We start from the raw sequence: 12,866 nt of genomic DNA on the forward strand, positions 1-12,866 counted from the left end.
GTCTCCTGCAGAGGTGAACGTAAATCGTTGTTTAGTGGATGCAGGATAGAAAATAGGACAGTTTGGTGACAGTTAAATGTATTAAATATGACAGTTTTATGACAGACAGCTTTGCTGCATATTTCTACCTGTCACACTGCGGATTCTGAGTGCTTAATCCGCTTCAATAACTCGCTTTTTTCCTCGCCAGTTAAATGGCGTGATTCCCCTAACGGCAACCCTTCCAGATGGATATTCATGATACGGATTCGTTCAAGCCGGGTGACTTCATAGCCAAAATACTTACACATCCGGCGGATCTGACGGTTCAACCCCTGAACTAATGTGATACGAAATATTTGGGGAGATTCTTTCGTCACTTTACAGGGTTTGGTTACTGTACCCAGTATCGGAACACCCGCGCTCAACCCAACAATAAACTCGTCAGATATCGGTTTGTTGACGGTGACTACATACTCTTTTTCGTGATTGTTACCAGCGCGTAGAATTTTATTAACTACATCACCATGGTTGGTCAGTAAAATGAGTCCCTGCGAATCTTTATCCAGACGCCCGATAGGAGAAACGCGTTTGTCGCTATGAATGAGACCGCTGATGTTATCGCGCTCACTCTTTTCCATTGTGGTGATGATGCCTACAGGCTTATTCAAAACCATCAGCACGAGATCGTTGTCATCACGTGGTGCAATAAGCTGACCGTTTAGCTTCACCACATCCCCGGAAAATACCTGAGCGCCAAAACTCGCCTGCCTGTCATTAATAAACACTTCGCCCTGCTCAACGTAACGATCGGCCTGACGGCGGGAGCAGATACCGCAATCGCTAATGTACTTATTAATTCGTATGGGTGAATCGGCGGGCATTTCGCGGTGCGTATCATTCATATTTTGCATAATCACCATTTACTCATCACTTAAAGAAATGTGACACACGTCACATACGTTACCCGTTAGGGGTAGATTACACACAAAAAATTGAGATGAATCACAAATAAAAGTGAAACACAGGTTCATTATCAACACATAGTGTGATCTACATAACAAAAACAAGTCCAGGATGGGCCAAACCAGAATCCTCGACGTCTTCTGAAGCGCCGCTGATTTTTATCTCCTCTGAATTATTTAATTGCCTGCTGCCTTGCAGCGGTCAGGCCACTTATTGCTTGAAAAACGGGGATTCTTTATGCGCAAAACAGGCCACAAGCGCTGGTTTATGCTGTCACTGGTGACATTAGGCACCATTCTTTGTTATTTAACCCGAAATACTATTTCTGCCGCAGCGCCAACATTACAGAGCGATCTGCACATTACCACCCAGCAATACTCTTACATTATTGCGACATTCTCGGCCTGCTACACCATTGCACAACCTATTGCCGGTTATCTGCTTGATACATTAGGCACTAAAGTGGGTTACACCATTTTTGGCCTGATGTGGGGCGTGTTCTGCATTGGCGCGTCATTTGCTACCGGCTGGAAAGGCCTGGCAATGTTCCGTGGTCTCGGCGGTTTCGCCGAAAGTGCGATGATACCTGCTGGTTTGAAATCAGTAACTGAATGGTTCCCGGATACTGAACGTTCGGTAGCAGTGGGCTATTTCAACGTTGGTTCCTCTATTGGCGCGGTTATTGCTCCTCCACTGGTCGCATGGGCAATCTATATCAGAGACTGGAGACTGGCGTTTATTATCGTCGGTGTTTTCAGCGTGCTGTGGGCAGCTGGTTGGTATTTCACCTATAACCGCCCGTCAAAAACCAAATCACTGTCCCGGGAAGAGTATCTCTATATAACCGATGGGCAGCCTGAGAAACCAAAGGTTGAGAAAGTCCGTATTGGCCGCCTGCTCAAACAACGTAAGTTTTGGGGTATCGCATTACCGCGTTTCCTGGCTGAACCTGCGTGGGGGACGTTTAACGCGTGGATCCCGCTGTTTATGGTCCACACCTACGGCTTTAACCTCAAAGATATCGCTATGTTTGCCTGGATCCCGATGCTGTTCGCTGATTTCGGCTGCATCATTGGTGGTTACCTGCCGGGTATGTTCCAGAAAGCTTTTGGCGTGAATATCGTGGTATCCCGCAAGCTGGTGGTCACAATGGGTGCTGCACTGATGATTCTGCCAGGCATGGTCGGTTTGTTTGGCAGCCCGATGGTTGCGATCGCACTGTTGTGCGTTGGCGGCTTTGCCCACCAGTCATTGTCTGGCGCGCTTATCACGTTGTCTTCTGATATGTTCGACTCCAACGAAGTCGCCACCGCCAACGGTTTTACCGGCATGGCAGCCTGGACTGCCAGCACCATGTTTGCACTGGTTGTGGGTGCTCTGGCCGACACGGTTGGTTTCAGCCCGTTGTTCGCGGTGCTTTCCGTGTTCGACGTAATCGGGGCAATTGTCTTGTGGGTTCTGCTGAAATCCCCTGAAGAACCAAAACTGGTGACGCAGGAAGAGAATTGATTTAGCAGTAAAAAGGCCGGTTGTGCTTAGCGCAACCGGCCTTTTTTATTTTGCGTGTCTATTTAGAACGGCTTATTCAACCGTCACTGATTTCGCCAGATTTCGTGGCTGGTCAACGTCGGTGCCTTTGATCAGCGCAACGTGATAAGACAGCAACTGCAACGGTACGGTATAGAAGATAGGTGCAATAACCTCTTCTACATGCGGCATCTCAATGATGTGCATGTTGTCGCTGCTGGTAAACCCTGCGTCTTTATCTGCAAATACATACAGATGGCCGCCACGCGCGCGCACTTCTTCGATATTCGATTTCAGCTTTTCAAGTAATTCGTTGTTTGGTGCCACAACAATAACCGGCATATCTGCATCAATCAGCGCCAGCGGGCCGTGTTTCAGCTCGCCTGCCGCATACGCTTCGGCGTGAATATATGAAATCTCTTTGAGCTTCAGCGCGCCTTCCATTGCGATTGGGTACTGATCGCCACGGCCTAAGAAGAGCGCATGATGTTTGTCAGAGAAATCTTCGGCCAATGCTTCAATGCGTTTATCCTGGGACAGCATCTGCTCGATACGGCTTGGCAGTGCCTGCAAACCATGAACAATGTCTTGCTCAATAGAGGCATCAGCACCTTTCAGGCGGCTCAGTTTCGCCACCAGCATCAGCAAGACGGTCAGCTGAGTGGTAAACGCTTTGGTAGATGCCACACCGATTTCAGTGCCTGCGTTGGTCATCAGCGCCAGATCGGACTCACGCACCAGAGAAGAACCCGGCACGTTGCAGATTGCCAGCGACCCCAAATAGCCCAGCTCTTTAGACAATCGCAATGCTGCAAGGGTATCTGCCGTTTCGCCAGACTGGGAAAGGGTGATCATCAGGCTGTTACGACGTACCGCTGATTTACGGTAGCGGAACTCAGATGCGATTTCGACATCGCAAGGCACACCTGCTAGTGATTCAAACCAGTAACGCGAAACCATGCCTGAGTTGTAGGAGGTGCCACACGCTACAATTTGAATGTGCTCAACCTGAGACAACATTTCATTGGCCTGCGGGCCAAGCTCAGAGAGATCGATAGCGCCATGACTAATGCGGCCAGTCAGGGTATTTTTAATCGCGTTCGGCTGTTCGTAGATCTCTTTCTGCATGTAGTGGCGATAAATACCTTTGTCGCCCGCGTCATATTGCAGACTGGATTCGATATCAGGGCGTTTAACCTGCTCACCTTTGGTATCGAATACTGTTACAGAGCGACGAGTCACTTCCGCAATATCACCTTCTTCGAGGAAGATGAAGCGACGGGTGACTGGCAGCAAAGCAAGTTGGTCGGATGCGATAAAGTTTTCGCCCATGCCCAGGCCGATAACCATCGGGCTACCTGAACGAGCTGCCAGCAGCACGTCTGGGTTACGGGTGTCCATGATAACGGTGCCGTAAGCGCCGCGCAGTTGCGGGATGGTACGCAGCACAGCTTCACGCAGACTACCGCCTTGCTCCAGTTCCCAGTGAACCAGGTGAGCAATAACTTCGGTATCGGTTTGTGAAACGAAGGTGTAACCGCGACCCTGTAGAGCTTCACGCAGCGGTTCATAGTTTTCGATGATACCGTTATGAACCACCACAATATGTTCGGAAACATGCGGGTGAGCGTTAACTTCTGATGGTTCGCCGTGAGTCGCCCAACGCGTGTGCGCAATACCGGTGCCACCATGCAGCGCAGTTTCCGCGGCGGCTTCAGCCAGCTTATTCACTTTACCCAGACGACGCAGACGGGTCATATGACCTTTTTCGTCAACAACTGCCAGGCCCGCAGAGTCATAACCACGGTATTCCAGACGACGTAGTCCTTCGAGAAGGATTTCAGCGATATCACGTTGCGCGACCGCGCCAACAATTCCACACATAAGATTAGATTCCTGATAATGGCATTACGCCATGTGTTGTCGCTGACCTGTTTTACCCGTTGCCTTTCGCACTACAGATGCGTTGGCTGCACGAAATTCTTTGGGTAAATATCCCGTTTTCCGGGGCCCCGAGCCTTGTAGAGAGTGGGGTTATAGTTTTGGTAGTACTGCGGGGCGGGTCATTTTCGAGAACAACCTTCACCCCAGCCTTCTCCCATTCAGGGAGAAGGAAAATACAAAATTACTTTTTCTTAACCGGACGCAGCCAACCCTGGATATGAGTCTGCTTCACGCGGCTGATAACCAGTTCGTCTTCACCAACGTTACGTGTGACAGTTGTGCCCGCGCCAATTGTTGCACCGCGAGCAATGGTCACAGGCGCCACCAGTTGGCTATCGGAACCAACAAATACATCATCACCGATGATGGTTTTGAATTTGTTCGCACCGTCGTAATTACAGGTGATGGTGCCAGCGCCAATATTCACGTTGTCGCCAATTTCAGCATCACCCAAATAGCTCAGGTGACCCGCTTTCGAACCTTTACCCAGACGCGCTTTTTTCATTTCCACGAAGTTGCCGACGTGTGCGCCTTCTGCCAGTTCTGCGCCAGGGCGCAAACGCGCAAACGGGCCGATAGAACAAGCAGCAGCAAGGGTTGAGTCTTCTACAACGGTGTACGGACTGATTTCACAGTCATCGCCAATCACGCTGTTTTTGATAACGCAGCCGGTGCCAATTTTGACGCGATGACCCAGGGTCACCGAACCTTCAATAATGACATTAGTATCAATTTCTACATCACGCCCATGCGTCAGTTCACCACGCAGGTCGAAACGAGCAGGATCGCGCAGCATCACACCTGCCAGCAGCAGTTTATCTGCTTGTTCACTCTGGTAGACGCGCTCAAGGCGTGATAGTTGCAGGCGGTTGTTCACGCCTTCCACTTCACTTAAGCGGTCAGGATGTACGGCGGTGATTTCACGGCCTTCATGGTGCGCCAGCGCGATAATGTCGGTGATATAGAACTCACCCTGAGCATTGTTATTATCGAGTTTCGCCAGCCAGCGTTTCAGGTCTGCGCCGTTCGCGACCAGGATCCCGGTATTGATTTCGTCAATTTTGCGTTGTTCATCAGTCGCGTCTTTATGCTCAACAATGCCAACGACCTTGCCATTCTCACGAGCGATACGGCCATAGCCGGTTGGATCGTCGAGTTTTACGGTCAGCAAACCGATACCGCCCTGCGGTTTGGCATCACGCAGACGTTGCAAAGACTCAACAGAAATCAGCGGCACGTCGCCGTAGAGCATCAGAATGTCTTCGTCGTCAGCAAAGAAAGGTGCGGCCTGCTGCATGGCGTGGCCGGTACCAAGCTGCTCAGCCTGCAATACCCAATTAAGAGAGCTATCGCTGAGTTTATTTTTGAGCAGATCGCCGCCATGGCCGTAAACCAGATGTACACGCTGCGCGCCTAAATTATTAGCCGCATCAATAACATGTTGAACCATCGGTTTCCCGGCAAGGGTATGTAACACCTTCGGGAGGTCTGAATACATGCGGGTTCCTTTGCCTGCGGCTAGGATAACCACGCTCATCGCATTGTTTGACATACGCGTCCTGACTTTAATTTGAGAGGGAAGTAAAACGATTTCACGTTGAAAATTCTACATATTTTGCAACAAAAAACGCGATGCCTAAAAAACAGGCTTCTGAAGCTCTTTTCAGTTGCTCACGTGCTCAATTGTAGGTGGATAAGCTCGGAAAAAGTACTTCTGAAATAACAAAAGCCATAGATCTCTGTGGATTAAGACTTCTTTTCGGCCGGAAACAAAGCTAGTCCACATATTTGAAATGTTAGTGTTTTAAAAATCATCCTTTGTGACAAGCATAAAAGAAACAATGTTTCATTTTTATAGATAATGGCTTGGACATTTATAAGGAGAATAATAATGGCGTCAAAAATACCTCTGGCTCTTACGCTTTGCGGCGCGGCTTTATCCCTGCCTGCAACTGCAGAGCAACAACCCATCTGGCACGCGATTGCTTTCGGGCAATCAACAGATGTTAACTTTTCATCTAACGTCTTACCTGAAAAAGTGGGTGTGAACAACGTAACGATCGACGGCAAAAAGCTGGCAACAGCAGATTCCGTCGACCTTTCGAAACCCATCACCATCGAAAGCCGTGGCGGTAAAATCGCTAACTCTCACGATGGATTAACATTCTTCTATACCGCATTACCCGCCAGTGAGAATTTTGTCTTACAGGCAACAGTCACTGTCGATCAGTTTGGCCCTGAAAATGGTGCGAAACCGGCCGCGCAGGAAGGTGCCGGGATGCTGGTAAGGGATGTATTAGGCAATCCGCGCCAGGAGCCGCTGAAGGAAGGCTACGAAGAGTTCCCTGCGGCTTCCAATATGGTGATGAATGCCATAATGACGCAGGATAAAAAGGACGCATCACGCGTGAAAATGCAGGCCATTGCGCGTGATGGTATTACTCAGCCATGGGGAAATACCGGCTCAACTATTTCTCGTAAAAGCTATCAGGAAGCCATTGATCTGAGTAAAGCACCGACTTTCCGCATGAAGCTCGAGCGTACCAATGATGGGTTTGTGACTTCTTGGGCTCCAGCCGGAAGCGACGCATGGGTTTCTGAAAATGTTAAACGCGCCGATATCATCACAAGCCAGGACAAAGAGAAGTATTACGTCGGTTTCTTTGCTTCCCGGAATGCCAAAATCACTGTTAGCGATGCGTCATTAGAAACGAGTGCGGCAAATACTGTTGCTTCCGCATCTTTCGTTCCGAAAGCATGGCCTGTTGTGATGCAAATTGCCTCTCCAGCAAAAAGTACCACCAGCGAATACGTGGTACAGGCACGCGCTAACTATGACGGCAATTTCACCGTACGCCAGGACGAAGTTGTGATCGGTCAGGAAAAAGTGGCCAAGGCCGGGGAGATGTTCACTCTGCCAACCACACTTAAAGAGCAAGCACGTTTCACCGTGACTTTTACCCCAACCAGCGGTAAAGACAAAACCCCTGTCACCCAAAACTTCATGGTTGAGCAAGTCAAAAACATGGAAGGCAATACGCTTTACGTAGCGCCAGATGGTGCATCAAGTAACAATGGTTCTAAATCCGCACCACTAGATTTGGCTAGCGCAATCTCCCTCATCTCTCCTGGTGGAAAAATCATCTTAAGCAGCGGTGAGTACCCACTTACTACCATTTCGACGGCTGACAGTGGCATAAAAGGCAAACTGAAAACCCTCGAGGCCGATGGCAAAGTCGTGATTCGCGGCCTGGCTTTGGATGGTAACTACTGGCATGTCAAAGGCATTGAAATCACCGATAAGAGCTTACGAGTTCAGGGCAGCCATAACCTTATCGAAAGTGTAATCGCCTACAAAAATGACGACACAGGCATCCAGATTTCATCTCCTGCTGATGTAGGCCGTCCGTTGTGGGCAAGCTACAACAAAGTCGTTAATGCCGAATCCTTCAGTAATGAAGATCCGGGCAAAATCAATGCTGATGGCTTTGCGGTGAAGATGCGTGTGGGTGATGGAAACCGTCTTGAAGGATGCTATGCGCACGACAATATTGATGATGGCTATGACCTGTTCAACAAGATTGAAGACGGTGCAAATGGCGTTGTGGTGATCGAGAACTCTATTGCCCGTAACAACACCAGCAACGGTTTCAAGCTGGGCGGGGAAGGGCAGCCTGTCGCACATGAAATCCACAACAGCATCGCGATTGGTAACCACCTTGATGGTTTTACCGATAACTTTAACCCTGGTGCGCTGGTAGTGGCTAACAACGTTTCGGTTGATAACCAACGCTTTAACTACATCTTCCGCCCAAGCCCTTACGGCAGCGCGGAAACTCAAGGTAAGTTCACCGATAACATTTCATTGCGTAGCGTTGAGGGAAAATATGATGACGCTATCTCGGGAAATGTAGATAACAGCAACTATTTCATTCGGAATGGTAAAACGGCAAACAGCGAAGGTAAGCAGCTGAGTATAAAAGATTATCAGTCGTTGACGCTGCCAGTCCCGTTGCAACGTAATGCTGATGGTTCATTCAAAACAGGTGAGTTTCTGACAAAGCAGTAGAATAGTTCAGACGAAAAAAATGCCAGTCAGGGAAACCTGGCTGGCATTTGTCTTTTCAAGCAGGTAGTTACATCGCTTTTCTGGTCAACTCGATAACGCGAAGTTTCGCGATCGCCTTAGCCAGTTCAGCAGAAGCCTGAGCGTAGTCCACATCACCGTGGGAACTATGGATGCGCTCTTCCGCTTTACGCTTCGCTTCCAGGGCTCGAGCTTCGTCGAGGTCCTGACCACGAATTGCGGTATCGGCCAGCACGGTTACCGTGCCAGGCTGCACTTCCATCACACCACCAGACAAGTAGATATACTCTTCATGTCCGTGCTGTTTAACGATGCGGATCATACCAGGCTTAATGGCGGTGAGCAGCGGGGCGTGGCCAGGATAAACCCCCAGCTCACCTTCGCTACCCGTTACCTGGATCTTCTCAACCAGACCGGAGAACATTTGGCTCTCCGCGCTGACGACGTCCAGGTGATAAGTCATTGCCATGTCACCCTCCGATTAAGGCGTTAAAGTTTTTTAGCTTTCTCAACGGCTTCGTCGATAGTACCAACCATGTAGAACGCCTGCTCTGGCAGATGGTCATATTCGCCGTCCATGATGCCTTTAAAGCCACGGATAGTATCTTTCAGCGATACAAACTTGCCCGGAGAACCGGTAAAGACTTCTGCTACGAAGAATGGCTGAGACAGGAAGCGCTGAATCTTACGCGCACGTGCTACAACCAATTTATCTTCTTCAGAAAGTTCATCCATACCAAGAATGGCGATGATGTCTTTCAGTTCCTGGTAACGTTGCAGAATAGACTGCACGCCACGCGCGGTGTCGTAGTGTTCCTGGCCAACAACCAGTGGATCTAACTGACGGCTGGTGGAATCCAGTGGATCTACCGCAGGGTAGATACCCAGAGACGCGATGTTACGGCTCAGTACCACGGTTGCATCCAAGTGAGCAAAGGTGGTTGCTGGAGATGGGTCAGTCAAGTCATCCGCAGGTACGTATACCGCTTGAACAGAAGTGATTGAGCCAGTTTTGGTGGAGGTAATACGCTCCTGCAAAACACCCATCTCTTCTGCCAGAGTTGGCTGGTAACCTACCGCAGATGGCATACGACCCAGCAGTGCAGATACTTCTGTACCAGCCAGGGTATAACGGTAAATGTTATCAACGAACAGCAGAACGTCACGACCTTCGTCACGGAACTTCTCAGCCATGGTCAGACCGGTCAGCGCAACGCGCAGACGGTTACCTGGTGGCTCGTTCATCTGGCCATAAACCAGTGATACTTTGTCCAGAACGTTGGAGTCGGTCATTTCGTGGTAGAAGTCGTTACCCTCACGAGTACGCTCACCCACGCCTGCAAACACAGAGTAACCGGAGTGCTCGATCGCGATGTTACGAATAAGCTCCATCATGTTTACAGTTTTACCAACACCCGCACCACCGAACAGACCCACTTTACCGCCCTTAGCGAACGGGCAAATCAGGTCCATTACTTTAATGCCGGTTTCCAGCAGGTCTTGAGAGCTGGACAGTTCTTCGTAGCTTGGAGCAGAACGGTGAATAGCCCAACGCTCTTCTTCGCCGATATCGCCTTTCATGTCGATAGGCTCGCCCAGGACGTTCATGATACGACCCAGAGTTGCTTTACCTACCGGCACTTCGATTGGGTGATCGAGGTTAGAAACTTCCAGACCACGACGCAAACCATCAGAAGTACCCATGGCGATAGTACGAACTACGCCACCACCTAACTGTTGCTGAACTTCCAGCACCAGACGGTCTTTACCATTTGTAACCTCAAGAGCGTCGTACACTTTTGGTACGGCATCCTGAGGGAACTCGACGTCCACCACGGCGCCGATTACCTGGATAATCTTTCCAGTAGCCATCTCGAATCCTCTAAATACGTAAACCTGGTTATACCGCGGAAGCGCCACCGACGATTTCGGTGAGTTCCTGAGTAATGCTGGCCTGACGAGCTTTGTTGTAAACCAACTGCAGCTCTTTAATCAGGCTGCCGCCATTGTCGGTAGCGGCTTTCATCGCCACCATACGTGCGGCCTGCTCGCTGGCCAGGTTTTCTACGACGCCCTGATAAACCTGAGATTCCACATAACGGCGCAGCAAAGTATCCAGCAGCGCTTTAGGATCAGGTTCATACAGATAATCCCAGGTTTTCTTCTTCAGCTCACCATCTTCTGCTGGCGGTAACGGCAGCAGTTGGGTAAGGGTAGGAACCTGAGACATTGTGTTAATAAATTTGTTGCTGACAACATACAGCTTGTCCAGACGGCCTTCATCGTAGGCCTGCAACATCACTTTCACCGGGCCAATCAACTCGGACAGGGAAGGGTTATCACCCATACCAGTCACCTGAGCAACAATATTGCCGCCTACAGAGTTGAAGAAAGAGACGCCTTTAGAGCCGATCATTGCGATTTCGCTTTGAACGCCTTTATCGGACCACTCTTTCATGTCAGCCAGCAGCTTTTTGAACAGGTTAGTGTTCAAGCCACCACACAGACCACGGTCAGTGGACACCACCAGGTAGCCCACGCGTTTGACTTCGCGTTCATCCAGGTAAGGGTGTTTGTATTCAAGATTACCCAAAGCCAGGTGGCCAATCACTTTACGCATAGTTTCTGCGTAAGGACGGCTGGCAGCCATGCGTTCCTGCGTTTTACGCATTTTGGACGCGGCGACCATTTCCATTGCTTTGGTGATCTTCTGCGTGTTCTGGACGCTTGCGATCTTACTACGTATCTCTTTTGCGCCGGCCATGAGCTTCTCCTCAATGCCTTGCGGCTTGCCCTAAGACAAGCCGCCAGACTTTACCAGGACTGAGTTGCTTTGAAGGAATCGAGGATGCCTTTCAGCTTGCCTTCGATTTCGTCGTTATAGCCACCAGATTGGTTGATTTCTTGCATCAGTGGAGCATGGTCACGGTCAACGTAAGCCAGCAGAGCGGCTTCGAAGCTACCGATTTTAGCCAGTTCCACATCTTCGAGGTAACCACGTTCAGCAGCGAACAGAACCAGAGACTGCTGCGCAACAGACATCGGCGCATATTGTTTCTGTTTCAGGAGCTCGGTCACTTTCTGACCATGGCTCAACTGCTTACGGGTCGCATCGTCAAGATCTGATGCAAACTGAGAGAACGCAGCCAGTTCACGATACTGTGCCAGAGCGGTACGGATACCACCGGACAGTTTTTTCATGATCTTGGTCTGAGCAGCACCACCAACACGAGATACGGAGATACCCGGGTTAACCGCAGGACGAATACCGGCGTTAAACAGTGTTGATTCCAGGAAGATCTGACCATCGGTAATAGAAATTACGTTGGTCGGAACGAACGCGGAAACGTCACCCGCTTGCGTTTCGATAATCGGAAGCGCAGTCAGGGAACCTGTTTTGCCTTTCACTTCACCCTTAGTGAATGCTTCAACGTAATCAGCGTTTACACGCGCAGCACGTTCCAGCAAACGGGAGTGGAGATAGAATACGTCGCCTGGGTAAGCTTCACGACCTGGTGGACGGCGAAGCAGCAGGGAAATCTGACGATAAGCAACAGCCTGTTTAGACAGGTCATCATAAATGATCAGTGCATCTTCACCACGGTCACGGAAGTATTCACCCATCGCGCAACCGGAGTACGGTGCCAGGTATTGCAGTGCAGCAGATTCTGATGCAGTTGCAACAACAACGATAGTGTTAGCCAGTGCGCCGTGCTCTTCCAGTTTACGAACCACGTTAGAGATAGTGGACGCTTTCTGGCCGATAGCAACGTAGATACATTTGATGCCGGAATCACGCTGGTTGATGATGGCATCGATTGCCAGAGCAGTTTTACCTGTCTGACGGTCACCGATGATAAGTTCACGCTGACCACGACCGATTGGGATCATGGCATCGACGGACTTATAACCAGTCTGTACAGGCTGGTCTACGGATTGACGTTCGATTACACCAGGTGCGATCGCTTCAACGGCAGCAAAGCCGTCATGCTCAAGCGGACCTTTACCATCGATAGGTGCACCCAGGGTGTTCACCACACGACCCAGCAGGCCACGGCCTACCGGTACTTCAAGAATACGGCCAGTACACTTAACTTTCATGCCTTCGGCAAGGTCAGCATACGGACCCATTACTACTGCACCTACAGAGTCGCGCTCTAAGTTCAGTGCAATGGCGTAACGGTTTCCCGGAAGGGAAATCATCTCACCCTGCATTACATCGGCCAGGCCGTGTACGCGGATGATACCGTCACTTACAGAAACGATTGTACCTTCGTTGTGAGCCTCGCTCACAACACTGAACTGAGCAATGCGCTGCTTGATCAGTTCGCTGATTTCGGTGGAATTCAGTTGCATGCTCCAG

8 protein-coding genes and 1 pseudogene are annotated in these 12,866 nt (G+C 49.9%); 2 read left to right on the plus strand and 7 right to left on the minus strand.

Annotation, left to right across the window (positions count from 1 at the left end; all coding sequences use genetic code 11):
- Positions 1–140: 140 nt before the first annotated feature.
- Positions 141–863 (minus strand): annotated as a pseudogene (rluF, locus tag M977_RS10940) (23S rRNA pseudouridine(2604) synthase RluF); the annotation flags it as partial.
- 319 nt (positions 864–1,182) lie between these two features.
- On the opposite strand from rluF, the gene M977_RS10945 reads away from it, so the two are divergent.
- The gene (locus tag M977_RS10945; protein ID WP_064514864.1) at positions 1,183–2,454 is read left to right on the plus strand and encodes an MFS transporter; all 1,272 of its coding nucleotides are present in this window, start codon (positions 1,183–1,185) and stop codon (positions 2,452–2,454) included.
- Between the two features lie 72 nt (positions 2,455–2,526).
- Here M977_RS10945 and glmS read toward each other — a convergent pair whose 3' ends face one another.
- Complete coding sequence (gene glmS, locus M977_RS10950; RefSeq protein ID WP_064514866.1) at positions 2,527–4,356, minus strand: glutamine--fructose-6-phosphate transaminase (isomerizing); 1,830 nt, start codon at positions 4,354–4,356, stop codon at positions 2,527–2,529.
- A gap of 241 nt (positions 4,357–4,597) precedes the next feature.
- Positions 4,598–5,968 carry a bifunctional UDP-N-acetylglucosamine diphosphorylase/glucosamine-1-phosphate N-acetyltransferase GlmU gene (gene glmU, locus M977_RS10955; protein WP_064514868.1) on the minus strand — a complete coding sequence of 457 codons (1,371 nt, stop codon included), beginning with the start codon at positions 5,966–5,968 and terminating at the stop codon, positions 4,598–4,600.
- Positions 5,969–6,307: 339 nt separating this feature from the next.
- On the opposite strand from glmU, the gene M977_RS10960 reads away from it, so the two are divergent.
- Positions 6,308–8,485: a right-handed parallel beta-helix repeat-containing protein gene (locus M977_RS10960; RefSeq protein WP_064514870.1), complete on the plus strand. Its 2,178-nt coding sequence runs from the start codon at positions 6,308–6,310 to the stop codon at positions 8,483–8,485.
- A gap of 67 nt (positions 8,486–8,552) precedes the next feature.
- Here the strand turns inward: M977_RS10960 and M977_RS10965 are convergent, their stop codons facing one another.
- Genes M977_RS10965 through atpA form a run of 4 tightly spaced genes read right to left on the minus strand, consistent with a single transcriptional unit; the run spans position 8,553 to position 12,859 of the window.
- On the minus strand, positions 8,553–8,972 hold the full coding sequence (locus tag M977_RS10965) for a F0F1 ATP synthase subunit epsilon (protein WP_064514872.1): 420 nt from the start codon (positions 8,970–8,972) through the stop codon (positions 8,553–8,555).
- A gap of 20 nt (positions 8,973–8,992) precedes the next feature.
- On the minus strand, positions 8,993–10,375 hold the full coding sequence (gene atpD / locus M977_RS10970) for a F0F1 ATP synthase subunit beta (RefSeq protein ID WP_064514874.1): 1,383 nt from the start codon (positions 10,373–10,375) through the stop codon (positions 8,993–8,995).
- A 28-nt stretch (positions 10,376–10,403) separates the two neighbouring features.
- Positions 10,404–11,267 (minus strand): F0F1 ATP synthase subunit gamma, encoded by an 864-nt coding sequence (gene atpG / locus M977_RS10975; protein ID WP_064514876.1) that lies wholly within the window; start codon positions 11,265–11,267, stop codon positions 10,404–10,406.
- A 50-nt stretch (positions 11,268–11,317) separates the two neighbouring features.
- Entirely contained in the window at positions 11,318–12,859 is a 1,542-nt protein-coding gene (gene atpA / locus M977_RS10980; RefSeq protein WP_064514878.1) for a F0F1 ATP synthase subunit alpha, read from the minus strand.
- Positions 12,860–12,866 lie beyond the last annotated feature (7 nt).

It is taken from the genome of Buttiauxella gaviniae ATCC 51604 (assembly GCF_001654835.1).
GTDB lineage: Bacteria > Pseudomonadota > Gammaproteobacteria > Enterobacterales > Enterobacteriaceae > Buttiauxella > Buttiauxella gaviniae.

Coding starts and splice junctions, on each gene's coding strand:
- glmS (WP_064514866.1), bottom strand. CDS start 4,356: ATGTGTGGAATTGTTGGCGCGGTCGCGCAACGTGATATCGCTGAAATC.
- atpG (WP_064514876.1), bottom strand. CDS start 11,267: ATGGCCGGCGCAAAAGAGATACGTAGTAAGATCGCAAGCGTCCAGAAC.
- M977_RS10965 (WP_064514872.1), bottom strand. CDS start 8,972: ATGGCAATGACTTATCACCTGGACGTCGTCAGCGCGGAGAGCCAAATG.
- M977_RS10945 (WP_064514864.1), top strand. CDS start 1,183: ATGCGCAAAACAGGCCACAAGCGCTGGTTTATGCTGTCACTGGTGACA.
- atpD (WP_064514874.1), bottom strand. CDS start 10,375: ATGGCTACTGGAAAGATTATCCAGGTAATCGGCGCCGTGGTGGACGTC.
- glmU (WP_064514868.1), bottom strand. CDS start 5,968: ATGTCAAACAATGCGATGAGCGTGGTTATCCTAGCCGCAGGCAAAGGA.
- atpA (WP_064514878.1), bottom strand. CDS start 12,859: ATGCAACTGAATTCCACCGAAATCAGCGAACTGATCAAGCAGCGCATT.
- M977_RS10960 (WP_064514870.1), top strand. CDS start 6,308: ATGGCGTCAAAAATACCTCTGGCTCTTACGCTTTGCGGCGCGGCTTTA.